This is a genomic window from Streptomyces sp. NPDC044061, assembly GCF_056434305.1.
In genome coordinates this window covers 184,631-210,680 of record NZ_JBWKFL010000006.1, presented here as the reverse complement: position 1 = coordinate 210,680, position 26,050 = coordinate 184,631, and the positions used below count along the sequence as shown (strand labels likewise).

At 71.8% G+C, this 26,050-nt stretch carries 26 protein-coding genes; 13 read left to right on the top strand and 13 right to left on the bottom strand.

Annotated features, from left to right (window positions below; translation table 11 throughout):
* Positions 1 to 53: 53 nt before the first annotated feature.
* A complete protein-coding gene (chcB, locus tag AC07CM_RS12380) occupies positions 54 to 857 on the bottom strand; it encodes a 2-cyclohexenylcarbonyl CoA isomerase (protein ID WP_478876306.1) in 804 nt (267 codons plus the stop codon).
* Positions 858 to 1,233: 376 nt separating this feature from the next.
* Here chcB and AC07CM_RS12375 point away from each other — a divergent pair, with 376 nt between their 5' ends.
* A complete protein-coding gene (locus AC07CM_RS12375; protein ID WP_018544333.1) occupies positions 1,234 to 1,401 on the top strand; it encodes a DUF3117 domain-containing protein in 168 nt (55 codons plus the stop codon).
* Positions 1,402 to 1,515: 114 nt separating this feature from the next.
* On the opposite strand, the gene AC07CM_RS12370 is transcribed toward AC07CM_RS12375, so the two are convergent.
* Positions 1,516 to 2,214, bottom strand: a complete 699-nt coding sequence (locus AC07CM_RS12370; protein ID WP_478876442.1) for an O-methyltransferase — start codon at positions 2,212 to 2,214, stop codon at positions 1,516 to 1,518.
* Positions 2,215 to 2,377: 163 nt separating this feature from the next.
* On the opposite strand from AC07CM_RS12370, the gene sigE reads away from it, so the two are divergent.
* The 5 genes from sigE to AC07CM_RS12345 all read left to right on the top strand — a co-directional run bounded on the left by sigE (position 2,378) and on the right by AC07CM_RS12345 (position 7,650).
* Entirely contained in the window at positions 2,378 to 3,166 is a 789-nt protein-coding gene (gene sigE / locus AC07CM_RS12365) for an RNA polymerase sigma factor SigE (protein ID WP_478876305.1), read from the top strand.
* Positions 3,163 to 4,173 (top strand): anti-sigma factor family protein, encoded by a 1,011-nt coding sequence (locus AC07CM_RS12360; RefSeq protein WP_478876304.1) that lies wholly within the window; start codon positions 3,163 to 3,165, stop codon positions 4,171 to 4,173. The genes sigE and AC07CM_RS12360 overlap by 4 nt, the downstream gene beginning before the upstream one ends.
* A 131-nt stretch (positions 4,174 to 4,304) precedes the next feature.
* Entirely contained in the window at positions 4,305 to 6,218 is a 1,914-nt protein-coding gene (locus AC07CM_RS12355) for a S1C family serine protease (RefSeq protein WP_478876303.1), read from the top strand.
* A gap of 84 nt (positions 6,219 to 6,302) precedes the next feature.
* Positions 6,303 to 6,734, top strand: a complete 432-nt coding sequence (locus AC07CM_RS12350) for a sec-independent translocase (protein WP_478876302.1) — start codon at positions 6,303 to 6,305, stop codon at positions 6,732 to 6,734.
* A gap of 241 nt (positions 6,735 to 6,975) precedes the next feature.
* Positions 6,976 to 7,650, top strand: coding sequence for a hypothetical protein (locus tag AC07CM_RS12345; protein ID WP_478876301.1), 675 nt, complete (start codon positions 6,976 to 6,978; stop codon positions 7,648 to 7,650).
* 375 nt (positions 7,651 to 8,025) lie between these two features.
* On the opposite strand, the gene AC07CM_RS12340 is transcribed toward AC07CM_RS12345, so the two are convergent.
* The 4 genes from AC07CM_RS12340 to AC07CM_RS12325 all read right to left on the bottom strand — a co-directional run bounded on the left by AC07CM_RS12340 (position 8,026) and on the right by AC07CM_RS12325 (position 11,939).
* Positions 8,026 to 8,259: a PTS sugar transporter subunit IIB gene (locus AC07CM_RS12340; protein ID WP_478876300.1), complete on the bottom strand. Its 234-nt coding sequence runs from the start codon at positions 8,257 to 8,259 to the stop codon at positions 8,026 to 8,028.
* Positions 8,260 to 8,877: 618 nt separating this feature from the next.
* Positions 8,878 to 10,011: an Mrp/NBP35 family ATP-binding protein gene (locus AC07CM_RS12335; RefSeq protein WP_478876299.1), complete on the bottom strand. Its 1,134-nt coding sequence runs from the start codon at positions 10,009 to 10,011 to the stop codon at positions 8,878 to 8,880.
* A 43-nt stretch (positions 10,012 to 10,054) separates the two neighbouring features.
* On the bottom strand, positions 10,055 to 10,657 hold the full coding sequence (locus AC07CM_RS12330) for a DUF1003 domain-containing protein (RefSeq protein WP_478876298.1): 603 nt from the start codon (positions 10,655 to 10,657) through the stop codon (positions 10,055 to 10,057).
* The gene (locus AC07CM_RS12325; RefSeq protein ID WP_478876297.1) at positions 10,647 to 11,939 is read right to left on the bottom strand and encodes a magnesium transporter MgtE N-terminal domain-containing protein; all 1,293 of its coding nucleotides are present in this window, start codon (positions 11,937 to 11,939) and stop codon (positions 10,647 to 10,649) included. Before AC07CM_RS12325 ends, AC07CM_RS12330 begins: the two co-directional genes overlap by 11 nt.
* A gap of 190 nt (positions 11,940 to 12,129) precedes the next feature.
* Between AC07CM_RS12325 and AC07CM_RS12320 the strand changes: the two genes are divergently transcribed.
* Positions 12,130 to 12,870, top strand: a complete 741-nt coding sequence (locus AC07CM_RS12320) for a hypothetical protein (RefSeq protein ID WP_478876296.1) — start codon at positions 12,130 to 12,132, stop codon at positions 12,868 to 12,870.
* A gap of 12 nt (positions 12,871 to 12,882) precedes the next feature.
* Here the strand turns inward: AC07CM_RS12320 and AC07CM_RS12315 are convergent, their stop codons facing one another.
* Both AC07CM_RS12315 and AC07CM_RS12310 read right to left on the bottom strand, forming a co-directional pair.
* Positions 12,883 to 13,395, bottom strand: coding sequence for a hypothetical protein (locus tag AC07CM_RS12315; protein WP_478876295.1), 513 nt, complete (start codon positions 13,393 to 13,395; stop codon positions 12,883 to 12,885).
* A gap of 23 nt (positions 13,396 to 13,418) precedes the next feature.
* Entirely contained in the window at positions 13,419 to 14,543 is a 1,125-nt protein-coding gene (locus AC07CM_RS12310) for a magnesium and cobalt transport protein CorA (protein ID WP_478876294.1), read from the bottom strand.
* Between the two features lie 458 nt (positions 14,544 to 15,001).
* Between AC07CM_RS12310 and AC07CM_RS12305 the strand changes: the two genes are divergently transcribed.
* On the top strand, positions 15,002 to 15,586 hold the full coding sequence (locus tag AC07CM_RS12305; RefSeq protein WP_478876293.1) for a suppressor of fused domain protein: 585 nt from the start codon (positions 15,002 to 15,004) through the stop codon (positions 15,584 to 15,586).
* 40 nt (positions 15,587 to 15,626) lie between these two features.
* On the opposite strand, the gene AC07CM_RS12300 is transcribed toward AC07CM_RS12305, so the two are convergent.
* Positions 15,627 to 16,844, bottom strand: coding sequence for an MFS transporter (locus AC07CM_RS12300; RefSeq protein ID WP_478876292.1), 1,218 nt, complete (start codon positions 16,842 to 16,844; stop codon positions 15,627 to 15,629).
* A 168-nt stretch (positions 16,845 to 17,012) separates the two neighbouring features.
* Between AC07CM_RS12300 and AC07CM_RS12295 the strand changes: the two genes are divergently transcribed.
* From AC07CM_RS12295 to AC07CM_RS12285, 3 genes are all read left to right on the top strand, one after another.
* Positions 17,013 to 17,654: a DUF6758 family protein gene (locus tag AC07CM_RS12295; protein WP_478876291.1), complete on the top strand. Its 642-nt coding sequence runs from the start codon at positions 17,013 to 17,015 to the stop codon at positions 17,652 to 17,654.
* 106 nt (positions 17,655 to 17,760) lie between these two features.
* Positions 17,761 to 18,618 carry a PHP domain-containing protein gene (locus AC07CM_RS12290; RefSeq protein ID WP_478876290.1) on the top strand — a complete coding sequence of 286 codons (858 nt, stop codon included), beginning with the start codon at positions 17,761 to 17,763 and terminating at the stop codon, positions 18,616 to 18,618.
* A 73-nt stretch (positions 18,619 to 18,691) separates the two neighbouring features.
* On the top strand, positions 18,692 to 19,297 hold the full coding sequence (locus AC07CM_RS12285) for a MarC family protein (RefSeq protein ID WP_478876289.1): 606 nt from the start codon (positions 18,692 to 18,694) through the stop codon (positions 19,295 to 19,297).
* A 44-nt stretch (positions 19,298 to 19,341) separates the two neighbouring features.
* On the opposite strand, the gene AC07CM_RS12280 is transcribed toward AC07CM_RS12285, so the two are convergent.
* Complete coding sequence (locus tag AC07CM_RS12280) at positions 19,342 to 19,494, bottom strand: hypothetical protein (protein WP_478876288.1); 153 nt, start codon at positions 19,492 to 19,494, stop codon at positions 19,342 to 19,344.
* Between the two features lie 204 nt (positions 19,495 to 19,698).
* Here AC07CM_RS12280 and AC07CM_RS12275 point away from each other — a divergent pair, with 204 nt between their 5' ends.
* Positions 19,699 to 20,595, top strand: coding sequence for an NYN domain-containing protein (locus tag AC07CM_RS12275; RefSeq protein WP_478876287.1), 897 nt, complete (start codon positions 19,699 to 19,701; stop codon positions 20,593 to 20,595).
* A gap of 85 nt (positions 20,596 to 20,680) precedes the next feature.
* Here the strand turns inward: AC07CM_RS12275 and AC07CM_RS12270 are convergent, their stop codons facing one another.
* Positions 20,681 to 21,562 carry an alpha/beta fold hydrolase gene (locus AC07CM_RS12270; protein ID WP_478876286.1) on the bottom strand — a complete coding sequence of 294 codons (882 nt, stop codon included), beginning with the start codon at positions 21,560 to 21,562 and terminating at the stop codon, positions 20,681 to 20,683.
* Between the two features lie 172 nt (positions 21,563 to 21,734).
* Positions 21,735 to 24,308 (bottom strand): DEAD/DEAH box helicase, encoded by a 2,574-nt coding sequence (locus AC07CM_RS12265; RefSeq protein ID WP_478876285.1) that lies wholly within the window; start codon positions 24,306 to 24,308, stop codon positions 21,735 to 21,737.
* Positions 24,309 to 24,671: 363 nt separating this feature from the next.
* Between AC07CM_RS12265 and AC07CM_RS12260 the strand changes: the two genes are divergently transcribed.
* Positions 24,672 to 25,418 (top strand): ferritin-like fold-containing protein, encoded by a 747-nt coding sequence (locus AC07CM_RS12260; protein ID WP_478876284.1) that lies wholly within the window; start codon positions 24,672 to 24,674, stop codon positions 25,416 to 25,418.
* Positions 25,419 to 25,527: 109 nt separating this feature from the next.
* Here the strand turns inward: AC07CM_RS12260 and AC07CM_RS12255 are convergent, their stop codons facing one another.
* Positions 25,528 to 25,797, bottom strand: coding sequence for a hypothetical protein (locus tag AC07CM_RS12255; RefSeq protein WP_478876283.1), 270 nt, complete (start codon positions 25,795 to 25,797; stop codon positions 25,528 to 25,530).
* Between the last annotated feature and the right edge of the window lie 253 nt (positions 25,798 to 26,050).

Below are 26,050 nucleotides of genomic sequence, written 5' to 3'. Positions count from 1 at the left end.
CGCCGCCGCGGGGCGCGACCGGCCACGACCGATCCGCGGTTCCCCGCGGCGCGTCACCGCCCCAGGTACTTCGGCTTCTCCTTGTTCACGAACGCCTGGACGGCGATCGTGTGGTCCTCGGACCGGCCCGCCCGCGTCTGGAGTTCGTCCTCCTTCTCCAGGGTCTCGGCGAGGGAGTGCGTCATGCCGTAGGCCACCGCCTCCTTGATCGCCGCGTAGGCCACCGTCGGACCCTCGGCCAGCGCACGGGCCACCTTCTCGGCCTCGGTGCGCAGCTCGGCGGAGGGCACCAGCCGGTTGGCGATGCCCAGCTCCAGCGCGTCCTGGGCGCTGATGCTGCGCGGGAAGAGCAGCAGGTCGGCGGCGCGGCCCGGGCCGACCACCCGGGGCAGCGTCCAGGAGATGCCGGAGTCCGCGGTCAGCGCGACGCCCGCGAAGGAGGTGTTGAAGGCCGCCGTCTCGGCCACCACCCGGTAGTCCGCGGCGAGCGCGAAGCCGAAGCCCGCCCCGGCCGCCACCCCGTTCACCGCGGCGACCACCGGCTTCGGCGCCCCGGTCAGCGCCTTCACGATCGGGTTGTAGTGCTCCTTGACCGTGCTCATCGTCTGCCCGGACCCCGTCTCGCGGTCCGACACCAGCAGTCCGATGTGCTCCTTGAGGTCCTGGCCCACACAGAACGCCCGGTCCCCGGCGGCGGTCAGCAGGATCGCCCGTACGGCCGTGTCCCCGGCCGCGGATTCCGCCGCCTCCCGGAGGGCGACCTTGGTCGCGATGTTCAGCGCGTTCATCGCCTCGGGGCGGTTCAGCGTGATCGTCGCGAGTCCGTCGCTCACCTCGTAGAGCACGGTGTCGGCCATGGCGCATCCCCTCGGGTGTCGGTGCGGGTGACGTACCGCTCAGTACGTCGCTGTCCGAAGGACAGCATGGCGGAGATCGCCGCCCGAGGGTCGGACCCGACGTGTGACCTGCGTCAAAGAAAAATGGCGCGGAGCCGGTCCGGCGGCGTCCGCGAGGTGGCGCAGTATCGCAGCCACATCCCCGAATTGAGTGGTTTTGCTCGCGCGCGTTGCCCAAGCGATGCCGACTGATGTTGGTCATCGGGTCCTGAGATGCGGGATAATGGCTTGGAAGCAATGTGTTCGATGCCGGTGTCACGCGTCCGTTCCGGAACGCGGGTTGCCCTCCCGGGGCCGTCGGCAGACGATGAGCCTGGTTTCAGGAAGGGGAACGAGCATGGCGGCCATGAAGCCGCGGACGGGCGATGGCCCGCTCGAGGTGACCAAGGAGGGGCGGGGCATCGTCATGCGCGTTCCGCTCGAAGGCGGCGGTCGACTCGTCGTCGAGCTGACCCCTGACGAGGCCGAGGCGCTCGGCGACGCCCTCAAGAAGGTCGTCGTCTGACGCGCGGGCGCTCCTGTCCTTCCGGCTGCCCCGGCATCGCATGCGGTGCCGGGGCGGTCGCGTTCCCGGGACCTTGCGCCCCGTGGGTCACCGCTTGCCCTTGCGCCCCGGAGGTCACCGCTTGACGGCGCACAGCAGGCCGTCGCCCACCGGCAGCAGCGAGGTCACCAGCTCCTGGGTCTCCCGTACCGTGCGCAGCAGCTCGCGCAGCCGCAGCACCTCGGTGGGCTGCGGCCCCGAGTCGACCGTTCGGCCGTTGGCGAAGACGCCCTCGAAGACGACCAGGCCGCCCGGACGCAGCAGGCGCAACGATTCAGCGAGGTAGTCGGAGTACTCCAGCCGGTCCCCGTCGCAGAAGACGAGGTCGTAGCCGGCGTCCGCGAGCCGGGGCAGCACGTCCAGGGCGCGGCCGGGGATGAAACGGGCCCGGTTGCTGGCGAAGCCGCAGGCACGGAAGGCCTGCCGGGCGAACTGCTGGTGCTCCGGCTCCGGGTCGACCGTGGTGAGCACCCCGTCGGGGCGCATGCCGTGCAGCAGATGGATTCCGGACACCCCGCAGCCGGTGCCGATCTCCGCGACCGCCTTCGCGTCCACGGAGGCGGCGAGCAGTCGCAGCGCGGCGCCCGTGCCGGGCGACACCGAGCGCAGCCCTGCCTCGCGGGCCCGGTCGCGGGCCCAGCGCAGCGCTTCGTCCTCGGCGACAAAGGCGTCGGCGAACGCCCAGCTCGTCTGCCGGTTGCCGGTAATGGCCCTCTCCTGTCCCCATGGTTGCCTGGGCGTGACTGTATCCGTTGGCGTCGGGAACCCGCAGATGGGACCAGGCGTTTAAAGGGTTGGGCCGGTGGGCCGGGACGCGACGGGGGGGTAAGAGGTGGGTCAGGACGCCGAGCACATGCTGACGCAGCCGTATGAGCCGTATCAGCGCGTATCAAATTCTCGTAAAACCGCTTATCCGGAGCTAACGGGCGAGGTGGCTATGGTAGGGGCTCCACTGGACACCACCAGAGCCGACAGGGGAGGTGCGGCTGCGCCCGGGGATCGGGGAGGAGCGCTGCGGCGCTTCCTCGGGTCGGCGGGCAGGCCGAAATCCGTGACCGACACCGCTGCTGACCACAGCCACGCCGCCGGCTTCGCCGCGGCCGAGGCCCAGACCGCGACCTTCGCCACCGACGCGGACGGGCAGGCCTGGACTCCGCCCACGTGGGAGGAGATCGTCAGCACGCACAGCGGCCGGGTCTACCGGCTCGCCTACCGCCTCACGGGCAACCAGCACGACGCCGAGGACCTCACCCAGGAGGTCTTCGTCCGTGTCTTCCGTTCCCTGTCGACGTACTCGCCGGGCACGTTCGAGGGCTGGCTGCACCGCATCACCACCAACCTCTTCCTGGACATGGTCCGGCGCAAGCAGCGCATCCGCTTCGACGCCCTCGGTGAGGACGCGGCCGAGCGCCTGCCCAGCCGTGAGCCCACCCCCCAGCAGGTCTTCAACGACGCCCACTTCGACGCCGACGTCCAGCAGGCCCTCGACACCCTCGCCCCGGAGTTCCGCGCCGCGGTCGTCCTGTGCGACATCGAAGGACTGTCGTACGAGGAGATCGCCGCCACCCTCGGCGTGAAGCTCGGCACGGTCCGCTCCCGCATCCACCGCGGCCGCTCCCAGCTCCGCAAGGCCCTCGCCCACCGGTCGCCCGAGGCGCGCAAGGCCGAGCGGCGCTCGTTCGTGGCCCGTGTCCCCGCTCTGGGGGGAGGGGGCGCGACCGCGTGAGTGGATCTCGGCCGAAACCTGCGCATCTCGCAGAACAGCATCTGGGAGACCGGCTCTCCGCCCTGGTGGACGGAGAGCTCGGTCATGAGTCGCGTGAGCGCGTCCTCGCGCACCTGGCCACCTGTGCCCGGTGCAAGGCGGAGGCGGACGCCCAGCGCCGGCTGAAGAACGTGTTCGCCGAGGCGGCCCCGCCGCCTCCCTCCGAGAGCTTCCTGGCCCGCCTCCAGGGCCTTCCCGGGGGAGGTGACCCGGACGGCGGCGGCACGCCGGCGCCCGGGGGTGGACTCTTCGGGCGAGACCCCGAGGCCGGGGTCTTCGGGATGAGGCGCGGCGAGCGCTTCGAGTTCGGCTACGCCCCCGCCGGACCCGCTCATTCCGCCACTCCCGCTCCCGAGGAGCACGGTTTCCGCATCCATCCCGTCGGCCGCCCGGACGCCGACCGCTCCACCTCGCGCGGACTGCGGTTCGCGTTCGCCGCAGCCGGCGCCGTGTCTCTGGCCGCCCTCGCCCTCGGCGGCGTGACCACCGCCATCCCCGGCGACGTGGCCGCGGACGCCCGCAGCGGCTCCGGCAGCGGCAACGTGATCCCGAGCCGTTCGGCGGGCACGGGCGCGGGCGCGGCGACGTCCGAGTCCCAGCGCCGCCGCTCGGTGGGACCGCTGCAGCAGGGCAGCAGCCTGCTCGGCCAGACGTCCGTGGCGCCGACCTCCATGTCCGCACCGCTGCTGCCCGGAGCGCCGGCCCCGGCCACCGAACAGGTCCAGAACGCCGCACACGGCCTGACCGCACCGGTGATGGCCGGCGCTGCCGCCGTCTCCCCGCTGATACGCCCGCTGAGCGAGATCACGCCGTTCTCCCTGGCCTCCTGGCCGGCGGCGCCTCAGCTGACCGGCCCAGGTCTGCTGTCCGCCCCCGTCCCCGACACCACCCCCGCACCCTCGGCCTCGCCGGCCCCTCCCTCCCCTCCCTCCTCCCCCTCCTCATCGTCTCTTCCCCGGACGCCCTGACCTGGCGCTGCGCCCCGACCCGCGAACCTGGTTGAATCCTGTGGAGCCGTGCCCGCGGCGCTGACCCGGGCACGGAATCGACGTTCCGCGAGCACCGCGCACGCGCGGCCGCGGCCAGCCGTGGGGAGAGCATGAACGAGGGGAACCCGACGTCCGTCCCACCGGGGAAGCAGGGGGAACACGGGGAGCAGGCGTCGGTGGCGGCAGCCGAACCGTCGGCCGACGGAGACTTCGAACTGGCGAAGCCCGCCCCGGTCGTTCCCGGCGGCGCGGCGACCGACGTCGCGGCCGATCCCGTCACCGCCGAGCCGGCACCGGCGGAGCCGACTGGCGCGGACCTTGCCGCCGCACCTCCCGTCGAGCGGCCCACGCCGCTGCACGACCCCGACCCCTACAGCACCCCGCCCTACGGCGAGCCGGGCCCCTGGGCGCCCGCACCGCCGGTCCAGCACCCGGCAGCCCCACCGGCACAGGGCACGGCAGTACCGGCCCCGCCCACGCCGAGTCACCCGACTCCGGCCCCGCCCACGCCCGCGGCCTCGCCCACGCCCGCGGCCTCGCCCGCGCCCGCCGCCGCGTCCGCGGTCCCACCCGCGTCCGCCGCCGCGCCGGTGGCCGGCTCGGAGCCCGTACCGGCGGGCCCGTCGGCACACGCACCGGCCGAGCAGCCGGTCCCGGCACCCGAAGCCCCGGCCACCGCCGTGCCGCAGCCGGGCTCCGCCGGGCCGCAGCCGGATTCGGCCGTGCCGCAGCCGGGCTTCGCCGTGCCGCAGCCGGATTCGGCCGTGCCGCAGCCGGGCTCCGCCGTCCCGCCGGGGCCGGTCGGTGATCCCTGGCAGCGCTACGACCCCTGGGCCGTTCCTGATGCCGGGCAGCCGCCCCTCGTGCCCGGGCCACTGCAGCAGACCGGTGCCGCGGTGCTCACGAAGGAGCAGCGGAAGAAGCGGGCCAGGCGGACGCTGCTGGTGTGGACCCTGCTGGTCGCCGTCGTCTCCAGCGGCATCGGCGGGCTCGCCGGTGCCTACGTCGAGCGCGAGGGTGTGGGGGACGTACAACTGCCGCGGGCCGGAGGCGTGCCCGCCGGGCGGGCGCCGGACAGTGTCGCCGGGATCGCGGCGCGGGCCCTGCCCAGCGTCGTCACGCTGCACGTGCGCGGGGCCGACGAGGCGGGTACCGGCACCGGCTTCGTCCTCGACGCCCGAGGGCACATCCTCACCAACAACCACGTCGTCCAGCCCGCCTCGTCCGGCGGCGAGATATCCGTGACCTTCAGCAGCGGCGACACCGCCAAGGCCAAGGTCGTCGGCCGGGACAGCGGATACGACCTGGCCGTCGTCCAGGTCAGCGGTGTCCACGGACTCACCCCCATGGCGCTCGGCAACTCCGACGACGTCCGGGTCGGCGACCCCGTCGTCGCCATCGGCGCCCCGTTCGACCTGGCCAACACCGTCACCGCCGGCATCATCAGCGCCAGGGAACGGCCCATCACGGCCGGCGGGGAGAAGGGCGACGGGAGCGACGTGTCGTACGTCGACGCGCTGCAGACCGACGCCCCCATCAACCCCGGCAACTCCGGCGGCCCCCTCCTCGACTCCCGGGCCCGGGTCATCGGCATCAACTCCGCCATACGCTCGGCGGACAGCGGCTCCGACTCCGGGAGCGGACAGGCCGGTTCCATCGGCCTCGGCTTCGCCATCCCCGTCAACCAGGCCAGGCGGGTCGCCGAGGAACTGATCAACAAGGGGCACGCCACCCACCCCGTCATCGGCGTCACCCTCGACATGGGCTACACCGGCGACGGCGCCCGCATCGACGGCGAGGCCAGGGACGGCGGCCCGGCCGTCACCAAGGGCGGACCCGGCGCCCGGGCGGGACTCAGGGCGGGCGACGTCATCACCGAGGTCGACGGGCAGCGCGTCCACTCGGGTGAGGAACTCATCGTCAGGATCCGGGCCCATGAGCCGGGCGACCGGCTGCGTCTGACGGTCGAACACGGCGGCGAGCGGGAGGTCTCACTCGTGCTGGGCGCTTCGGAGCAGAACTGACAGAAGTCTCACCACGGGACGGTACCGGTCTGACAGGTGGGACGGGTACCGTTGAGCGACCGAGGACATCGCAAGGAGCGTCAGGTGTTCAATGACATAGGGCCACTGGAGCTGGTGACGATCATTGTGCTCGCCGTGCTCGTCTTCGGTCCGGACAAGCTCCCGAAGGTCATCCAGGACGTGATGAACACGATCCGGAAGATCCGTGAGTTCTCGGAGAGCGCCAAGCAGGACATCCGCAGCGAGCTCGGGCCCGAGTTCAAGGACTTCGAGTTCGAGGACCTCAACCCCAAGACGTTCCTGCGCAAGCAGTTGGACAACGACGAGCTGGGGCTGAAGGAGATCCGCAACGGCTTCGACCTGAAGAAGGAGATGGCCGAGGTCACGGACTCCGTCCACAGCCGCGACAGCGAGGCGTCGTCCCCGTCCTCGGCAGGTGGGCGCGTCGACATGACCAAGAAGCCCGAGGACACGGGCAAGGACGACCGTCCGCCCTTCGACGCGGACGCCACCTGACCGGCCCCGCCCCGGGGGCCCAGCGGCGCACGTGACGCGTTTCATACCGCGCGCCCGCCGCGCCCGCCGCGCACGGCCCGAACAGACCGCCTGCGCGACCCACGCGCCCCACGCGCCGAGCGGCTTCCCTACTGCTCCCAGCGGTGTGGATATGCTGCCGAGTTGTTGTGCGGACCGGAGGAGTACGCCCGAAGGGGGGCGGGCCGCCCCGGTCCGACGAGAGCGAGGAGGCGTCCGGGAGATGGAGACGACGAGTCGGGTGGGCGCGCAGGCGCCGGCCGCGGAGGGCGGACAGCGGTTCGCCTCCGCCCGGCGTACGGTCGACGGCTACCTGCAGGCGCCTTTCCCGTGGTACGGCCTGGACGAGGCCTTCACGGGGCCGCGCTGGCTGATGCAGGTCGGCATGGCGGCCGACGGTGCCGTCGAGCACGGGTCGATCGGGCACGGCGACGAGCCCTCCGTGCGCAACGAGCACGTGGCCGCGTCCGCGGCGGACGAGCCCAGGGAGAAGTTCGCCGTCGTGGTCACCGTGGCCGCGAACCCGTCCCGGAGGAGCGCCGACGGTACGGGTCTGCTGGAGGCGACATCGGTCTCCTCGGCCGCGTGGCTGGCCGGTGTGGGGCTGCTGTCCTTCACCTGGCCCGGCCAGATGGACCACAGCCTGCGCGACGACTGGCTGGAGCAGCAGACGGAGACGGCGTGGGCCCTGGCCGACGACCTCGAGGGACCGGAGTGGTCCACCCTCTCCCTCCCGGTGGACGGCGTGCCCGCCCCCTTCCACTACCGCGAGTCGGAGTTCGGCTGGGTACTGGCCGGCTCCACCGAAGCGGGCGTGCATCTCGGGGCGTACGGGCGCGGGATGAGCGCGTACGGCCTGGGGTTCGCCGTCGTGAAGGACATCGGCGCGTACGCCTAGCCGGCGGACTCGACGGAAAAGGGGCGCCGATCGATCCCGGCGCCCCGACTCCCGCGCGGTTCCCCGCACCCCTCAAGCCCCGCTGCTCGTGGCCGTGTTGAGAGCCCCCAGAAGGGATCGCCGGTCTCTGGCGGGACACGAAGGGCCCGCGCGAAGCGCGGGCCGGCTCCTGAAGCGGTTGTCCAGTGCGCTCACCGAGCCCGACCGGACCGTCAAGGGCCCGTGCGAGGCGCGGGCCGGCCCCTGGGGCCGCAGCGAGCTACGGCCCTGAGCCGAGACCTGGAACGGGCAGGGCCACGGTCGGGACAGAGCCTCCGGCGGGGGATCGGCAGGCACCGGGATGGAAGCCGGGGAGAGTGGTGGGTTGAGGGGTGCCTACTCCAGCAGGTCCTCGATGTCCCTGGCGATCGTGTCAGCCTCGCTCCCGACGATGATACGAACCACAGTGCCACTGCAAAGGACACCCATGGCCCCGGCGGCTTTCAAGCCCGCCCCATAGACGAGGGAGGGGTCCTTGACTTCCACCCTCAATCGGGTCGCGCAGGGCTCGAACTCGACGATGTTGTCAACGCCGCCCAGAGCAGTAACGATCGCTTCTGCCTTGACCATGCCATCTCCTCGCAGTCATCCCGATCATTGCTGTCGGTAGCACCACAGCTACCCGACGGATCAGCCGCCGTATCCCGTTTCCCTGGGCGGCGGCACGCATGTCACCCGTGCAGGCGTGCCCGCCGCGTGCCCGAAGGGGCGAGCACCGGCAAACCACGACGTCGCACTGCGTTGCGAGTCCGTCACCAACGTTCCCTGACCCCCTGACCGGTGAGCCGCGCACGTACCAGATGTGCCATCAGTTCTACGGCTACCGACCGGGTCGGGGCCCGAGGTCCGCCCCTGGACTGCTTGGCCGGCGCCCCTGGACCGTCGCAGTACAGCAGCGAAGCACAGCAACTTCACCGACCGGCGCCGGCCGTCTTCACCCCGAGCCGGGTGCGCCACACGCCCAGGCGACCTCAGCGGCCACCACGCCCATGGTTCGCATCGAGGGGCCCACCACGGGCGCCACCGTTCGGGCCGTCTCTGGGCCGTCCGACGGCGCTCGGCCATGACCAACGACGACCAGCGACGACCAGCGACGACCAACGATGGCAAACGACGACAAACGTCAACGGCTCCGCCGCAGGTCAGGAAGTTGACCGAGGCGGAGCCGTAGATCGCGGGCGGGTGATCTCAGAACTTGTTCTTCGGGGTGATCCCCAGCGAAAGACCCGACAGCCCCCGCTGGCGGCCGCCCAGTTTGCCCGCGATGGCGAGCAGGGCCGAACCCGCCGGGGAGTCCGGGTCCGTCAGGACCACCGGCTTGCCCTCGTCGCCGCCCTCGCGGAGGCGGACGTCGATGGGGATGTTGCCGAGGACCGGGACCGTCGTGCCCGTGGTGCGGGTGAGGCCGTCGGCGACCAGCTGGCCGCCGCCGGTGCCGAAGACGTCGACCATCTCGCCGCAGTGCGGGCAGGGCAGGCCGGACATGTTCTCGACCACGCCGACGATCTTCTGGTGGGTCTGGACGGCGATGGAGCCGGCCCGCTCGGCCACCTCGGCGGCGGCCTGCTGAGGCGTCGTCACGACCAGGATCTCGGCGTTCGGGACGAGCTGGGCGACGGAGATCGCGATGTCACCGGTGCCGGGCGGGAGGTCCAGGAGGAGGACGTCGAGGTCGCCCCAGTAGACGTCCGCGAGGAACTGCTGCAGCGCGCGGTGCAGCATCGGCCCGCGCCAGACGACGGGCGCGTTGCCCGGGGTGAACATGCCGATCGAGATGACCTTCACACCGTTCGCGGACGGCGGCATGATCATGTTCTCGACCTGGGTCGGACGGCCGTCCGCGCCCAGCATGCGCGGCACCGAGTGGCCGTAGATGTCGGCGTCCACGACACCGACCTTCAGGCCGTCGGCCGCCATCGCCGCCGCCAGGTTCACCGTCACCGAGGACTTGCCGACACCGCCCTTGCCGGAGGCGACCGCGTAGACCCGGGTGAGGTTGCCCGGCTTGGCGAACGGGACCTCGCGCTCGGTCTGGCCGCCGCGCAGGGCCGCCGCCAGCTCCTTGCGCTGCTCGTCGCTCATCACGTCCAGCGTGACGTCGACCCGGGTGACGCCCTCGACCCGGGAGACCGCCTCGGTCACCCGCTGGGTGATCGTGTCGCGCATGGGGCAGCCGGAGACGGTCAGGTACACGGTCACCGCGACCGCACCGTCCGCCCCGATCTCCACCGATTTGACCATCCCCAGTTCGGTGATGGGTCGGTTGATCTCGGGGTCGTTCACCGTCGCCAGCGCCTCGCGCACCGCGTCTTCCGTAGCCATAAGGACGATGGTACGGCGCTCCGAGGGGCCTCCGGGTAGCCCCTCAGCGGTCGTCTGCGTCACGTCCCGGCGACCGTTCCGTCCGCTCTGCCGGGAATACGACATGCCCGTCGTGACGCCTTCGCTCCTCCAGCTCCTTGACCAGGTCCTGCAGCTCGGAGCGGATCCAGTCGCGGGTGGCCACCTCGCCCAGGCCCGTGCGCAGCGCCGCGACCTCCCGGGTCAGGTACTCGGTGTCGGCGATGGACCGCTCGTTCTGCTTGCGGTCCTGCTCGAGGTTGACCCGGTCCCGGTCGTCCTGCCTGTTCTGCGCGAGCAGGATCAGCGGAGCCGCGTAGGAGGCCTGGAGCGACAGCATCAGGGTCAGGAAGATGAACGGGTAGTTGTCGAAGCGCAGACTCGCCGGCGCGGCGATGTTCCAGACCACCCACAGGATGATGACGACCGTCATCCAGACGATGAACCGTCCGGTGCCCAGGAAGCGCGCGATCTTCTCCGACAGCCGGCCGAAGGCCTCCGGGTCCCACTCGGGCAGGATCCGGCGCCGGGGCGGGCGCGGCTGGTCCAGGCGGGGCGTACGGGGCCGGGGGGCGGCCGTGGCGCCGGCCGGGCCGCGCTCACGGGTGCTCTCACGCTCAGGAGCCATGGGCACTCGCCCCCTCGTCCTCCTCGTCGAGGTGGAACTCCGTCTCCCGCCAGTCGTCGGGCAGCATGTGGTCGAGCACGTCGTCCACGGTGACCGCGCCGAGCAGCGACCCGGACTCGTCCACGACCGGCGCGGCGACCATGTCGTACGTGGCGAAGAACCCGGCGACGACCGGCAGCGCGGCGTCCGGGTCCAGGGCCTGCAGATCGTCATCGACCAGCGAGCTGACCAGGGTGTACGGGGGGTCGCGCAGCAGGCGCTGGAAGTGGACGGTGCCCAGGTACTTGCCGGTCGGGGTCTCGTCGGGCGGACGGCAGACGTACACCTGGGCGGCGAGCGCGGGGGAGAGGTCCGGGTTGCGGACCCGGGCGAGCGCGTCGGCGACGGTGGCGTCCGGGCGCAGCACGATCGGCTCGGTGGTCATCAGACCGCCCGCGGTGTGCTCCTCGTACGACATCAGGCGCCGCATGTCGGCCGCGTCGGCGGGCTGCATCAGGCTCAGCAGCCGCTCCTTGTCCGTCTCCGGCAGCTCGGCGAGCAGGTCGGCCGCGTCGTCCGGGTCCATGGCCTCCAGGACGTCCGCCGCGCGCTCCTCGGCCAGCTTGCCGAGGATCTCGATCTGGTCGTCCTCCGGCAGCTCCTCGAGGACGTCGGCGAGGCGGTCGTCGTCCAGGGCGGCGGCGACCTCGGCGCGCCGCTTGGCGGACAGGTGGTGCAGGACGTTGGCGAGGTCGGCGGGGCGCAGCTGCTCGAAGGTGGCGAGCAGGTTCTCGGCGCCCTGGCCGTGTTCCTCGAGGGAGAACCCGGTGACGGCGGACCACTCGACGGTCAGCGTCTCGCCCTTGGCCCGCCGGAAGGCGCCGCCCTTCCTGCCCTTGCGGACGAAGACCCGGTCGACCTCCCAGTCCCGGCGGGCCGGCAACTGCTGCACGGACACGTCGAGGACGGTGACCTCCTCGCCGGTCTCCACCAGCTTCACCCGCCGGTCCAGCAGCTCCCCGAAGACCAGCCGCTCGGTGGGCCGCTGCTCGAAGCGGCGCACGTTGAGCACACCGGTGGTGATGACCTGCCCGGACTCGATGCCGGTCACCCGGGTCATGGGCAGGAAGATGCGGCGCCGGGTGGACAGTTCGACGACCAGCCCGAGGACGCGCGGGGGCCGCCGCCCGACGCGCAGCATGACGACCAGATCGCGTACGCGACCCACCTGGTCGCCGGTCGGATCGAAGACGGGGACCCCGGCGATGTGCGAGACGAAGATCCGGGGGGCGCCGGCTGCCATGGCTGTGCTTCCTTTGCTCGCTTTGCGTGGGAATTGCTGTTCTCTGCCCGCTCGCGTGCGCTTCAGGCTAGCCCGTACCGATCGGATACGCCCTGGTGGGCGGTCCGGACGGACTGGCTCCGCGGGGCGGGCGGGGCCCCGGTACGCTGCCGTACGCCGCTCAGGACCCGTCAGAAAGGCAGCCCCACCTGTGACTGCGACTCCCCAGGGCCGTACCCGCCGGGCCGTGCTGGCCACCGCGACATGCGCGCTGGCCGTCACGGGAGCGATGGTGCTGTCGGGGTGCGGTGGCGAGGATCCGGACGCGGGGACCAACGGGGTCGGCAAGCTGCCGGCCGCCGAGATCCAGGCGAAGACCCGGTCCGCGGCGCAGGCGGCGCCCACGGTGCGGCTGTCCGGGACCGTCGTCACCAGTGGCCGTACGTACAAGCTGGACATGCGGCTGAAGTCCGACGGCGGCACCGGCTCGGTCACGTCCCACGGGGCGACGTTCGGCCTGCTGCGGGTCGGGAAGCAGCTGTACCTGAAGGCCGACGCGGACTTCTGGAACCACGCGGACGGCAGTGACGGTGCGTCCGGCAAGCTCGACGGCAAGTACGTCAAGGTGCCGCAGGGCGATCCCGCGTACAAGAAGTTCAGCGGCTTCACGGACAAGGACGTCCTCCTCGACGGTCTGCTGACGCTGCACGGCAAGCTGGCCACGGACGGCCACCACGAGCAGGCGGGTACCCGCACGATCCGCATCACCGGCGACGACGGCTCCGGCGGCACCCTCGACGTCTCGCTGCAGGGCAAGCCGTATCCGCTGCTCCTGGTGCGGGGCGGCGGCGCGGGCACGCTCGGCTTCTCGGACTGGGGCAAGGACTTCACCGTGACCGAGCCCGCGAAGGGCGAGACGGTGGACTACGGAAGGCAGCTGCCGACCTCGTAGGCAGCCGCGCCGCTACTTCCGTTTCCGCTTCGCCAGCAGCTTCGGCAGCCCGGCCGGGATCGGCATCCGGGTCGTCGCCGGTGTCGGCAGCGGAGTGTCCGCCAGGTTCTCGGAGGGCAACGCCGCGGAGGGCCCCGCCGGCACCAGGCGGAGCACCCTGCACTCACGGGCCCAGCGCCCGGGCATCTCCTCGCCGTCGGGGGCGTTCAGCCGCTTCCCCTTCAGCTCGGCCACCGTCGCCTCCCACTCCGGTGAGCCGGAGGCCAGCTCGGACACGGTCGCCGGCCAGGTCACCAGCCGGCCCCCCTTGTCCTTGCTGCGGACGGTCACCTCGGCGGAGCCGCCGTCGGTCAGCCCGGGCAGCGGCTGCTCCCCGGGCCCGTCGCCGACCAGGCACACCGCGCCCTCGTGCCACACGTGCCACAGCGCACGCGCCGCCGGGGCCCCGGCACCCCTGACCCAGATGAGGCCGGACTTCTTGGAGGCCTCCTCGATAAGGGCCTGGTCGAGCAGCTCGCTTGTCATGCGCCCAGCCTATCCAGGCCCGCTCACAGCCAGCCGTTGCGCTTCAGGGTGCGGTGGATGCCGAGACACAGGACGACCGTGATGCCCATGATCACCGGGTAGCCGTACTTCCAGTGCAGTTCGGGCATGTACTTGAAGTTCATGCCGTACACCCCGCACACCATCGTCGGCACGGCGATGATGGCCGCCCAGGCGGTGATCTTGCGCATGTCCTCGTTCTGCGCGACGGACGCCTGCGCGAGGTTGGCCTGGAGGATGGAGTTCAGCAGTTCGTCGAAGCCGAGCACCTGCTCCTGGACGCGGGCGAGGTGGTCGGCCACGTCCCGGAAGTACTTCTGGATGTCCGGGTCGATCAGCCGCATCGGCCGCTCGCTCAGCAGCTGCATCGGCCGCAGCAGCGGCGCCACCGCCCGCTTGAACTCCAGCACCTCGCGCTTGAGTTGGTAGATCCGCGCGGAGTCCACACCGCGCGAGACGCCGCCCCTGCGGCCCGGCGAGAAGACCTCGGTCTCCACCTCGTCGATGTCGTCCTGCACCGCGTCGGCGACCGCGATGTAGCCGTCCACGACGTGGTCCGCGATGGCGTGCAGGACGGCCGAGGGGCCCTTCCCGAGCAGTTCGGGGTCGTCCTGCAGCCGGTGCCGCAGCGCCCTGAGCGAGCCCTGCCCGCCGTGCCGGACGGTGATGAAGAAGTCCCGGCCGGTGAAGCACATGACCTCGCCGGTCTCGACCACCTCGCTGTTGGCGGTGAGCCGGTCGTGCTCGACGTAGTGGATGGTCTTGAAGACGGTGAAGAGCGAGTCGTCGTACCGCTCCAGCTTGGGCCGCTGGTGGGCCTGGACCGCGTCCTCCACGGCCAGCGGGTGCAGCCCGAACTCGCTCGCGATACCGGCGAATTCCGACTCGGTCGGTTCGTGCAGGCCGATCCACACGAACCCGCCGTCGCGGCGCACCTGCCGCATCGCCTCCTGCGGGGTCAGCACCCCCGGGCTCTGCACCCGGGCACCGTCGCGGTAGACGGCGCAGTCGACGACGGCCGAGGGCGTCGCGGGGTCGCGCGTGGTGTCGTACGACGTGCTCGTCTCCTTGCGCAGCGAGACACGGGACGACGGGCGGACCACGGCGCGCAGGTCGCGGATCATCGACATGGGCAGGCTCCTTCGCAGGCGTGCAGCGAGAGCGCGCGGCGACGGGTGGAACTACCCGGAATGGGGACGTCCTGGCTTCGGATGTTTGGCACGTCCACAAAGCGGGGAGCACCGCACCGTCGCGGTGGCGACTTCGCTACTGATGCAGAACTGATTCAGGTCAGACAGATCAGGCAAAGCGAAACGAAGTGCTCTTCCGAACGACGACGCGCAAGGGAAGGCGGCGGCCAGCCGGTAACTACATCAGCAGCCGGAAGAGCGAGTGGTACTGCACGGTCGACTTCGATCCATGACAGCCCCACCTCCTCCGGCCGGTCCCTCGTAAGGGAGTCTCATCGGCGTCGGGACTCGATAGCGACGCTTCTGCGTGCTGCCCCGAACCACCGGCTCAGCGTAGCAGTAGCCCATAGTGTCAAGGCGTCGCTTTGCCCGCTGCTGACGAGTTCTATGCTCACCGCATGGTTGATGTTCTTCCTCTGGTCGAGGCACGGTTGAACACCGCGCTGGGCGAACCGGACGCGCGCGCCGCGGTCACCTTCCTCGGCACGGACCGCATCGAGGTGCTCCGTTTCCAGGAGGGGGACGTGGTCCGTTACGCCACCCTCGGCATGTCCGCGCACCCCATGGCGGACCCCACCGCGATGCTCGCCGATCCCGTCAAGGGCCCCCGCGCGGAGCTGGTCCTGTCCGTCCGCGCGGGCGTCGCCGACACCGACAAGGTGCTCAGGCCGCTCGCCGTCCTCGCCGCGACGCCGCAGGTGGAGGGGCTGGTGGTGACTCCCGGCGCCTCCCTGGACGTGGGCGAGCCGCTGTGGCCCGGCGCCCCCTTCACCTCGGCCCTGGTCGGCGAACCCGGCGGTCTCGTCGAGGATCTGGAGCTGGACGATCCGATGGACCCCGTACGGTTCCTGCCGCTGCTGCCGATGACCCCGAACGAGGCCGCCTGGAAGCGGGTGCACGGCGCCCAGGCCCTCCAGGAGCGCTGGCTCGCGAACGGGACGGACCTGAGGGATCCCGCCCGCAGGTCCGTCCCGCTGGACTGACACGGAGTGAGCAAGCTCACCAAGGCCCGCTCCGCAACGCTCAGTTGGCGAAGACCGTGACACCGTCCTCGGCGGCGTGCGCCGGCTCCGCTGCCTCGGCAGTGAGGGCCCGGCGCCGTACGGCGACCACGACCGCGCCCAGCACCGCGGTGACCGCCGCGACCACGAACGGGACGTGGATGTCGGTCCACTCCTCGATCTTGGGCGCGAAGTACGGGGCCGCGGCGGCCGCGAACCAGCGGACGAAGTTGTAGCCCGCGCTCGCCACCGGGCGCGGCGCGTCCGACACGCCGAGGGCCAGCTCGGTGTAGACGGTGTTGTTCACGCCGATGAAGGCGCCCGACAGGATCGTGCAGACGACGGCCGCGGTGTGGTTGCCGTAGCCGAGCACGAGCACGTCGACCGCGAGCAGCACCAGCGAGCCGCCGAGCACCTTCAGCGAGCCGAACCGCTTCTGCAGCCGCGGGGCCACGAGCACCGAGAACACGGCGAGCAGCACGCCCCAGGCGAAGAACACCGCGCCCGAGCGGTAGGGGGTCATGTTCAGCACGAACGGCGTGAAGGCCAGCACGGTGAAGAACGTGTAGTTGTAGAAGAACGCCGAGGCCGCCGCCGAGGCCAGGCCGCCGTGGCCGAGCGCCCTGATCGGGTCCAGCACCGACGTCTTCCGGGCGGGCTTCGGCTGCTCCTTCAGGAACGCCGTGATGCACAGGAAGCCGATCGCCATCAGCGTCGCGGTGCCGAAGAAGGGGTAGCGCCAGCTGATGTTGCCGAGGACGGCGCCGAGCAGCGGGCCGCAGGCCATGCCGAGCCCGAGCGCGGACTCGTAGAGAAGGATCGCCGCAGCGCTGCCGCCGGCCGCCGCGCCCACGATGACCGCGAGGGCGGTCGAGACGAACAGGGCGTTGCCGAGACCCCACCCCGCCCGGAACGCGACGAGCCGGCCGACCGTGTCCGAGGTGCCCGCGAGGCCCGCGAAGACGACCACGAACGCGAGGCCGAGCAGCAGCGTCCTGCGGCCGCCGATGCGGCTGGAGACGAAGCCGGTCAGCAGCATCGCCACCGCGGTGATCAGGAAGTACGAGGTGAAGAGCAGGGACACCTGGCTGGGGGTGGCCCGGAGGCCCTGCGCGATGGACGGCAGGATCGGGTCGACGAGGCCGATGCCCATGAAGGCGACGACGGAGGCGCCGGCCGTGGCCCAGACCGCCTTGGGCTGTCGCAGGATGCCGGCGGCTCCCGCGTCGAAGGTGTCCATGTGCGTGCTCCCGTCCCGTCCAGGTAGTTGGTATATGCACATAGTAAGTTAGCAGAGCTAATTAATGCAAGATGCATCTAGTTTCGCCCGGTGGGGTGGCGCGCGGGTTCCGTCCGGACGGGTGATCGTCCTTGACGTGCGCGTGCCGGGGTAGGACCGTGGAGCCCTATGAGGGGCGAACCCAGTTGCCCGAAGTGTGGTGGCCGGGTCCGGGCTCCCGGCCTCTTCGCCGATTCCTGGCAGTGCGACGAGCACGGGGCGGTGTATCCGCTGCAGCCCGTGATCCCGCCCAGCGTCGAGGCGCTCACGGTCGTGGTGCACCGCACGCAGGTGCCGGTGTGGATGCCGTGGCCGCTGCCGATCGGGTGGCTGTTCACGGGTGTGGCCTACGCGGGGGACGACCGCAGTGGCGGCCGTGCCAGCGCCGTCGCCTGCTCCGGCCCCGGACCGCTCGGCGGCGTGAGCGAGCTGATCCTGGTCGCCGAGGAACTCGGCGTCGGTCTCGGCGCACGGTACGCGGGCATCGACGCCCCCGACCCGGGTCCGTACATGAACGTCGAGAAGCCGCCCCAGGCCAAAGTCCTGGCCGCCGGCCGCCCGACCCCGCTCTGGCACGTCTCCGGCGCCCCCGACGACCGCGCCGTCTTCGCCGGCGAGGCCCTCGGCCTGTGGCTGTGGGCGGTGGTGTGGCCCGAGCAGTCCGGCCTGATCATGTACGACGAGCTGGTGCTGACGGACCTGCGGGACGCGGGCGCCGAGATAGACCTGGTGCCCTGCGGGGCGCTGTCGCCGCGGCTGCTGCAGCCCTGAGGGGTTCGTTGTAGGGGGCGCTGCCCGGGTGCGGGTGTGACAGGGCATGCCGTTTCTGCGGCTATCCTTAGGTGTCCCCTTCCGTCCCGCCCCGCCTGGAGTCGCTGTGCGCATCGATCTGCACTGTCACTCCACGGCCTCCGACGGTACGGACACCCCGGCCGAGCTGGTGCGCAATGCCGGCGCGGCAGGTCTGGACGTCGTCGCGCTGACCGACCACGACACCACCCGCGGCCACGCCGAGGCGATCGCCGCGCTGCCCGAGGGACTCACCCTGGTCACCGGCGCCGAACTGTCCTGCCGGGTCGACGGCATCTCCATGCACATGCTGGCCTACCTCTTCGACCCCGAGGATCCCGCCCTGCTCGCCGAGCGCGAGCTGGTCCGGGACGACCGGGTGCCGCGGGCCCAGGGCATGGTCGCCAAGCTGAACGCGCTGGGCGTGCCGGTCACCTGGGAGCAGGTCGAGCGGATCGCCGCCGGCGGCTCCGTGGGGCGCCCGCACGTCGCCACCGCGCTCGTCGAACTGGGAGTGGTGCCCTCGGTGAGCGACGCGTTCACCGAGGAGTGGCTGGCCGACGGCGGCCGGGCCTTCGTGGAGAAGCACGAGACCGACCCCTTCGAGGCGATCCGGCTGATCAAGGGCGCGGGCGGCGTGGCCGTCTTCGCGCACCCGGCCGCCGCGAAGCGCGGTCGTACGGTGCCGGAGTCCGCGATCGCCGAGCTGGCCGCGGCCGGCCTGGACGGCATCGAGGTCGACCACATGGACCACGACGCCGACTCCCGGGCCCGTCTGCGGGATCTCGCGAGGGAGCTGGGGCTGCTGGTCACGGGGTCCTCGGACTACCACGGCAGCCGCAAGACCGTGTCGCTGGGCGAGTACACGACGGACCCCGAGGTGTACGGGGAGATCACCCGGCGGGCGACCGGGGCGTTCCCGGTGCCGGGCACCGGCGGAGCCTGAGGCCGGCCGGTCTCGGCCGCCTCACCGCGTCACGCCCTTTTCACTCCTCTCCCGCAAGGCCTGTTGCACAACCATGTTCGACTTCGCCGTCTTCGGCTCCCTGTTCCTGACCCTCTTCGTCATCATGGATCCCCCAGGGATCACCCCGATCTTCCTCGCGCTGACCGCGGGGCGCCCCGCCAAGGTGCAGAAGCGGATGGCCTTCCAGGCCGTCTGTGTGGCGGGCGGGGTCATCGCCGTCTTCGGCGTCCTGGGCCACCAGATCCTGAACTATCTGCACGTCTCCGTCCCCGCGCTGATGATCGCGGGCGGTCTGCTGCTCCTGCTGATCGCGCTCGACCTGCTCACCGGCAAGACCGACGAGCCGAAGCAGACCAAGGACGTCAACGTCGCCCTCGTGCCGCTGGGCATGCCGCTGCTGGCGGGGCCCGGTGCCATCGTGTCCGTGATCCTCGCCGTGCAGAAGGCCGGCAGTGTGGCCACGCAGGTCTCGGTGTGGTCCGCGATCCTCGCGATCCACGTCGTGCTGTGGCTGGTGATGCGTTACTCGCTGCTGATCATCCGGGTCATCAAGGACGGCGGCGTGGTCCTCGTGACGCGGCTCGCGGGCATGATGCTCTCCGCGATCGCGGTGCAGCAGATCATCAACGGTGTCACTCAGGTGATCCGGGGGAGCTGAGACGGTGGCTCGGCTCCCCCGGAAAGCTTGAGTGGCGGTCCCTGTTACGAGGCCGTGGTCTCGGCCGGGCGGATCCACAGGCGCTGTCCTACGGCGGCGGCCTGCTGAACGATCCGGTTGACGGAGGCGGCGTCCACGACGGTGGTGTCCACGGTGGTGCCGTCGACCTCGTCGAGTCGCATGATCTCGAAGCGCATGGGCTTCTCCCTTCGTCTGGTCATCCTCCTGCGGAGAACTACTGGTGTGACGTGTTGTCGTAGGAGTCAACGGTATGCGTGTTACAAACATTCCCTACGCTAAAGAAATTTTTCGAACGTCTAATTACTGAGTGGTAAGCGGCGTCCGTGGGACCGCCCGGGATCGGTTGTGTTCGCAGCGTGACCGCCGGGACAATGGAAGCGATGAACGACGACCTGGCGGCCCTCGCCGCCCGCATCGACCACACGAACGAGCTGCTGCAGCGCATGCTCGCCGAGGTGGCGAAGACGCCCTCGACCCACGCGATCTTCGTAGACGCGGGCTACCTCTACGCGGCCGCGGGCCGGCTGGTCGCCGGGACCGAGGACCGGCGGGCCTTCGACCTCGACGCCGAGGGCCTGATCGACGCGCTCATCGACAAGGCCCGCACCATCTTCGCGGACAGCCGGCTGCTGCGCGTCTACTGGTACGACGGCGCCCGGCGCCGCATCCACACCGCCGAGCAGCAGTCCATCGCCGAACTGCCCGACGTCAAGGTCCGCCTGGGCAACCTCAACGCCAACAACCAGCAAAAGGGCGTCGATTCACTCATCCGCTCCGACCTGGAGTCCCTCGCCCGCCACCGCGCGATCAGCGACGCGGCCCTGCTCGGCGGCGACGAGGACCTCGTGTCGGCGGTGGAGGCGGCCCAGGGCTACGGCGCCCGTGTCCACCTGTGGGGCATCGAGGCGCCCGAGGGCCGCAACCAGGCGGAGCCGCTGCTGTGGGAGGTGGACAGCCAGCGCACCTTCGACCTGGAGTTCTTCAAGCCCTACGTCTCCCGCCGCACGGCCGCCGCCTACGAGGCCACCGCCGGCACCCGGCCCACCCGTGAGGACGTCCGCTTCGTCGGCGCCCAGATCGCCGCCAAGTGGCTGGCCGCACGCGGCCGCGAGGCACTGGTCGACCTGCTGCCCGGCCACCCCTACCTGCCCGGATCCGTCGACCAGGACCTGCTGGTCGAGGCCGAGGGCCTGCTCCAGTACTCCCTGCGCGGCCAGGCGGACCTGCGCCGCGCCCTCAGGGACGGCTTCTGGGAGCACCTGCAGACGCAGTACTAGGGCCTTTCTTTCGGATCGGGTCGGCTCGGAGTGACGGCGCCTTGTACCGGACCCCGCGACCCCGGCAGGATCCGAAAGTGAGGTTCTAGCTCCCGCTCGGGTGCGCCTGCCAGAAGTCGGCGATCGCGCGGGCCGTGGCCAGCGGACGGTCGGTGTTGGGCGAGTGCTCGGCGCCCTCGACGACCGTCCGCCGCGCCCTCAGCCGCGCCGCCATCTCGTCGAGCAGCGCCAGCGGCCAGGTGTCGTCCAGCGCGCCCGACAGCACATGGAACGGCAGCGGTACGGCGGCCAGTTCGCCGACGCGGTCCGGCTCGACGCACAACTGGCGTCCGGTGGCCAGGAGTTGGGCGGGCTTGTTGCCCAGCCAGCGGCGCCGCAGATCGTCCCGGTCGTCCAGGCCGCCGTCCAGCCTGCCCGTGTCGGTCTCCTCGGGCGCCTCCATCGCCTGCATCGCGTCCCACACCTGCGCCATCGTCATCACGGCGAGCGCGTCCCGCAGCAGCTTCACGCGCTGCCGCTGGGAGGCCGAGATCTGCGCCGGACCCGACGCCATCAGGGTGAGCGACAGGAACGGGGAGTGGTCGATCAGCACGGCCGCACGCGAGATCTGGCCGCCGAGGGAGTGGCCCAGCAGATGCACGGGCGTCCCGATCGCCTCCGCCTGCGCCAGCACGTCCCGTGCCAACTCCTCCTGTGCGTAGGCGGACTGGTCCTCCTCGGGCCCGTCCGACTCGTACTGCCCGCGCCCGTCCACGGCCACGGTCCGGTACCCGCGCTCGGCCAGCGGCACATGCAGCGGATTGAAGTCCTCCTTGCTCCCGGTGAACCCCGGCAGCAGCAGCGCGACGCCTCTGGGCTCGACCCCGTCGGCCACGGGCGCGTCGACGACGGCGAACTCACCGCGCGCGGTCCGCAGGGAGTACGCGCGGGCGCCGGGAGGCGGGACGAAGGTGGCAGGCCTGCTCATGGGGAGAGGCTATCGGGCACGAGAACGGAGCGAGGAGGCGAGGGGGCGAGGGGGTGAGGGGCAGGCCGGCGACGGGCGCGGCGAGGTCCGGCGGAGGGGCGGGCGGGCACCGGAAACGCCGATGGCCCGGTCCACAGGAGTGGACCGGGCCATCGCCGACGCGGGCGTCGGATCAGCCTTCGGTGGCCTCAACGGCCGCCGTCGCCTTGCGGGTACGGCGACGCGGCTTGACCTCCGGCTCCTCGGTGGCCTGTGCCGGAATCTCCGGAACGGCTGCCTCGGCGACGGCCTTACGGGTCCGCCGTGCCTTGGGCGCGGGCGCCTCGGCGGCCTCGTCCACAGCGGCGGCGGCAGCGGTCTTGCGCGTGCGACGCGGCTTGGCCTCGGCCTCCGTTTCCGCCGTCTCGGGGGCGGCGGCAGCGGTCTTCCGGGTCCGCCTCGGCTTGGCCTCGACACCTTCCGCCGTGTCGGCGGCGGCAGCGGCCTTGCGGGTACGGCGCGGCTTGGCCTCGGCCTCCGTCACAGCCGTCTCGGGGGCGGTGGCAGCGGCCTTGCGGGTGCGGCGCGGCTTGGCCTCCGTGCCCTCGGCCGTGTCGACGGCGGCTTCGGCGGCCGCGGCGGCCTTGCGGGTACGGCGCGGCTTGGCCTCGGCCTCCGTCACAGCCGTCTCGGGGGCGGTGGCAGCGGCCTTGCGGGTGCGGCGCGGCTTGGCCTCCGTGCCCTCGGCCGTGTCGACGGCGGCTTCGGCGGCGGCAGCGGTCTTGCGGGTCCGGCGCGGCTTGGCCTCGGCCTCCGCACCTTCCGCCGGGTCGGCGACGGCAACGGCCTTGCGCGTCCGGCGCGGCTTGGTCGCGGGTGCGGCCTCGTCCGTGCTCTCGGCCGTGGCGAGGGCCGTCTCGGCGGCCGTCTCGGCCGTCTTCCGGGTCCGGCGGCGGGGCTTGGCCTCGGTGGCCTCGGCCGTGTCCACCATCGCCTCGGCGGCGGCCTCCGGCGCGGCGGCCACGGGCGCGGCCTCGGTCACCGGCGTCTCGGTCGCCCGAGCCTCCGGTGCCTCCGCCGACCTCCGGGTACGGCGTCGGCGCGGCTTCTCCGGGGTCTCCGGCGCGGCCGTGCCCTCCACCGTGTCGACGACTGCCTCGGCGGTCGCGGCGGCGGCCGTCACGCCCCCCGCCGCGGCGCCGCCACGCGTACGGCGACGGCGGCGCGGGGTGCGGGACGCCGCGGGCTGCTCGGCGGTGCCGGCCTCGGCGGACGGCGCCGTGGCGCTCGGGGCGGAGGCGTCCAGCGGAGCGCCGCCGCGCGTGCGGCGGCGACTGCGCGGGGCGCGCGCCGGACGCTCGCGCTCGGCCGGGGCCGACTCGGTCCGGCCGTCCCGGCCACCCCGGGCACCGCGACCGCGCGCACCGCGGCCACCGGTCTCGCCCAGGTCCTCGAGCTCCTCCGCGTCGAGACCGGCGCGGGTGCGCTCCGCACGCGGCAGGACGCCCTTCGTGCCCTCGGGGATGCCGAGGTCGGAGAACAGGTGCGGGGACGTCGAGTACGTCTCCACCGGGTCGTTGAAGTCCAGCTCCAGCGCCTTGTTGATCAGCTGCCAGCGCGGGATGTCGTCCCAGTCGACGAACGTGATCGCCGTACCCTTGGCGCCCGCGCGGCCCGTACGGCCGATGCGGTGCAGGTACGTCTTCTCGTCCTCGGGGGACTGGTAGTTGACGACGTGGGTCACGCCCTCGACGTCGATGCCGCGCGCGGCGACGTCGGTGCAGACGAGGACGTCGACCTTGCCGTTGCGGAAGGCGCGCAGCGCCTGCTCGCGGGCGCCCTGGCCGAGGTCGCCGTGGACCGCGCCGGAGGCGAAGCCGCGGCGCTGGAGCTGCTCGGCGATGTCGGCGGCCGTGCGCTTGGTGCGGCAGAAGATCATCGCCAGTCCGCGGCCCTCGGCCTGCAGGATGCGGGCGACCATCTCCGGCTTGTCCATGGAGTGACCGCGGTACACGAACTGCTTGATGTTCGCGACCGTCGCGCCCTCGTCGTCCGGCGCGGTGGCGCGGATGTGCGTGGGCCGGGACATGTAGCGGCGCGCGAGGCCGATGACCGCGCCCGGCATGGTCGCCGAGAACAGCATGGTCTGGCGCTTGGCCGGCAGCATGTCGATGATCTTCTCGACGTCGGGCAGGAAGCCCAGGTCGAGCATCTCGTCGGCCTCATCGAGGACCAGGCACTTGACGTGCTTGAGGTTCAGCTTCTTCTGGCCCGCGAGGTCCAGCAGCCGGCCCGGGGTGCCGACGACCACGTCGACGCCCTTCTTCAGGGCCTCGACCTGGGGCTCGTAGGCCCGGCCGCCGTAGATCGCCGTCACGCGCACGTTGCGGACCTTGCCGGCCGTCAGCAGGTCGTTGGTGACCTGCGTGCACAGCTCGCGCGTGGGCACGACGACGAGCGCCTGCGGGGCGTCGGTGAGGGATTCGGGGGCGGCGCGTCCGGCCTCGACGTCTGCGGGGACGGTGACGCGCTCGAGGAGCGGCAGACCGAAGCCCAGCGTCTTGCCGGTGCCGGTCTTGGCCTGGCCGATGACGTCCGTGCCGGAAAGGGCGACGGGGAGCGTCATCTCCTGGATGGGGAAGGGATTGATGATGCCGACGGCCTCCAGGGCCTCGGCGGTCTCGGGCAGGATCCCGAGGTCTCGAAACGTCGTAGTCAGGGTTATGCCTCTTCTGTGTGCGCGGTGCGAGGCGAGCGCGGGGGTCATGACTGACCGTGCCGGGGACGTCGGCTGCCGTACGGACGAACCACTCGGGCAAGCCGTAAGACACGGGGACCTCTGCCGACGCTCTAGCGCTCGTACCGCTGAGGGTGTCCCTCCGGTCGTCGTACGTACGAAGTCGTACGGCCAGGGAGGGCTGTCGGGTCGGAGCCGATCGGGCCACCGACCGGGCATCCTCATGCGTGCGCCCTGTCGGGGCACGTCGAATACCGTCGACGCACTCAGCAGGCGCATTACCACCATACCCCGGAATCGCGCACATGCGATGGCCGATTCCGTCACGTAGTCGTGGCCACAGTGGATGACCAGGGACTTGAGAGGCACGGCAAGCGGGCTATTGTGCGCCTCATGACTAGCTCTGACAAGCCTGAGAACGCGTCCGCCGCCTCCGCCGAACCCACCGGCGTCGCCGCCCAGGACTGGGCGCAGGCCTCTGCGGACCCGCAGTACCGCGCCGCGGTCGTGGACCTGCTCGGCGCGCTCGCGTACGGGGAGCTCGCGGCGTTCGAGCGGCTCGCCGAGGACGCCAAGCTGGCGCCGACGCTCGGGGACAAGGCGGAGCTGGCGAAGATGGCCTCGGCCGAGTTCCACCACTTCGAGCGGCTGCGGGACCGGCTGACCGAGATCGGCGAGGAGCCCACCGCCGCGATGGAGCCCTTCGTGGCGGCCCTGGACGGCTTCCACAAGCAGACGGCGCCTTCGGACTGGCTGGAGGGCCTGGTCAAGGCGTACGTCGGGGACTCGATCGCGAGCGACTTCTACCGGGAGGTCGCGGCCCGCCTCGACTCCGACACGCGCGAGCTTGTCCTCGCGGTTCTCGACGACACCGGGCACGCCGGTTTCGCGGTGGAGAAGGTGCGTGCGGCGATCGACGCCGACCCCCGCGTGGGCGGCCGGCTGGCACTGTGGGCGCGGCGGCTGATGGGTGAGGCGCTGTCGCAGTCGCAGCGGGTCGTGGCCGACCGTGACGCGCTGTCCACGATGCTCGTGGGCGGCGTGGCCGACGGCTTCGATCTCGCGGAGGTCGGCAAGATGTTCTCGCGGATCACCGAGGCGCACACCAAGCGGATGGCCGCGCTGGGCCTCGCGGCCTGAGAGCCGTGGCGCTCCGCGGGGGTGCGTTTCGGCCGTCTCGCGGCCGCGGGCTTCGTCGCGGCTGGTCGAGCGGTTCCCCGCGCCCCCGGCGACCGCGCCGCTCGGCGGCCTACGCCGCCGTCGCTGATCGGCGCAGGCGGCCCGCCGGGCGCAGGAGCAGCGACAGCGATGCCGCCGAGACGATCGCGGCGCCCAGGAGGCTCAGCAGGATCGTGCCGGGGCCCAGCGCGCTGTGCGTGATGAAGTCGCCGAACAGGGCTCCGGCGACACCGGTCGAGTACACGAGGGGGCGGGCCGGCAGCCGGCCCGAGAACCGGCGCGCCGCCGCCCAGGCGAGAACCAGACCGAGTACGGCGGATCCGAGTACTTCCAGGATCATCTCGAGGTCCCTCCCACGGCCGCACTGCCTTGTCGGTCGTAGCCGGTCATACCCGTGACCTGCGGATTGCAATCCTCCCCTGTGGACGACTTGTGCTCCGTCCGTGCGCACGCCCCACACGCGGAGGGGGGGGGGGGGGGGGGGGGGGGGGGGGCCCCCCCCCCCCCCCTCCCCCCAAATGGGTTCTCCCCAGGGGGGGAGACCCCACTCTGGGAGGGGTGGCGTTGTGGGTTTCCACTCCCCCCAGGGTCTT

Excerpts from the sequence above, each read along its gene's own strand:
- AC07CM_RS12330 (WP_478876298.1), bottom strand. The coding sequence starts at position 10,657 with ATGGCTCCTGAGCGTGAGAGCACCCGTGAGCGCGGCCCGGCCGGCGCC.
- AC07CM_RS12270 (WP_478876286.1), bottom strand. The coding sequence starts at position 21,562 with ATGAGCAGGCCTGCCACCTTCGTCCCGCCTCCCGGCGCCCGCGCGTAC.
- AC07CM_RS12280 (WP_478876288.1), bottom strand. The coding sequence starts at position 19,494 with ATGCGCTTCGAGATCATGCGACTCGACGAGGTCGACGGCACCACCGTG.
- AC07CM_RS12265 (WP_478876285.1), bottom strand. The coding sequence starts at position 24,308 with ATGACCCCCGCGCTCGCCTCGCACCGCGCACACAGAAGAGGCATAACC.
- AC07CM_RS12345 (WP_478876301.1), top strand. The coding sequence starts at position 6,976 with ATGGAGACGACGAGTCGGGTGGGCGCGCAGGCGCCGGCCGCGGAGGGC.
- AC07CM_RS12315 (WP_478876295.1), bottom strand. The coding sequence starts at position 13,395 with ATGACAAGCGAGCTGCTCGACCAGGCCCTTATCGAGGAGGCCTCCAAG.
- AC07CM_RS12375 (WP_018544333.1), top strand. The coding sequence starts at position 1,234 with ATGGCGGCCATGAAGCCGCGGACGGGCGATGGCCCGCTCGAGGTGACC.
- AC07CM_RS12255 (WP_478876283.1), bottom strand. The coding sequence starts at position 25,797 with ATGATCCTGGAAGTACTCGGATCCGCCGTACTCGGTCTGGTTCTCGCC.
- AC07CM_RS12325 (WP_478876297.1), bottom strand. The coding sequence starts at position 11,939 with ATGGCAGCCGGCGCCCCCCGGATCTTCGTCTCGCACATCGCCGGGGTC.
- AC07CM_RS12300 (WP_478876292.1), bottom strand. The coding sequence starts at position 16,844 with ATGGACACCTTCGACGCGGGAGCCGCCGGCATCCTGCGACAGCCCAAG.
- AC07CM_RS12340 (WP_478876300.1), bottom strand. The coding sequence starts at position 8,259 with ATGGTCAAGGCAGAAGCGATCGTTACTGCTCTGGGCGGCGTTGACAAC.
- AC07CM_RS12355 (WP_478876303.1), top strand. The coding sequence starts at position 4,305 with ATGAACGAGGGGAACCCGACGTCCGTCCCACCGGGGAAGCAGGGGGAA.
- AC07CM_RS12295 (WP_478876291.1), top strand. The coding sequence starts at position 17,013 with ATGAGGGGCGAACCCAGTTGCCCGAAGTGTGGTGGCCGGGTCCGGGCT.
- AC07CM_RS12260 (WP_478876284.1), top strand. The coding sequence starts at position 24,672 with ATGACTAGCTCTGACAAGCCTGAGAACGCGTCCGCCGCCTCCGCCGAA.
- AC07CM_RS12305 (WP_478876293.1), top strand. The coding sequence starts at position 15,002 with ATGGTTGATGTTCTTCCTCTGGTCGAGGCACGGTTGAACACCGCGCTG.
- AC07CM_RS12310 (WP_478876294.1), bottom strand. The coding sequence starts at position 14,543 with ATGTCGATGATCCGCGACCTGCGCGCCGTGGTCCGCCCGTCGTCCCGT.
- AC07CM_RS12335 (WP_478876299.1), bottom strand. The coding sequence starts at position 10,011 with ATGGCTACGGAAGACGCGGTGCGCGAGGCGCTGGCGACGGTGAACGAC.
- chcB (WP_478876306.1), bottom strand. The coding sequence starts at position 857 with ATGGCCGACACCGTGCTCTACGAGGTGAGCGACGGACTCGCGACGATC.
- AC07CM_RS12275 (WP_478876287.1), top strand. The coding sequence starts at position 19,699 with ATGAACGACGACCTGGCGGCCCTCGCCGCCCGCATCGACCACACGAAC.
- sigE (WP_478876305.1), top strand. The coding sequence starts at position 2,378 with ATGGTAGGGGCTCCACTGGACACCACCAGAGCCGACAGGGGAGGTGCG.
- AC07CM_RS12285 (WP_478876289.1), top strand. The coding sequence starts at position 18,692 with ATGTTCGACTTCGCCGTCTTCGGCTCCCTGTTCCTGACCCTCTTCGTC.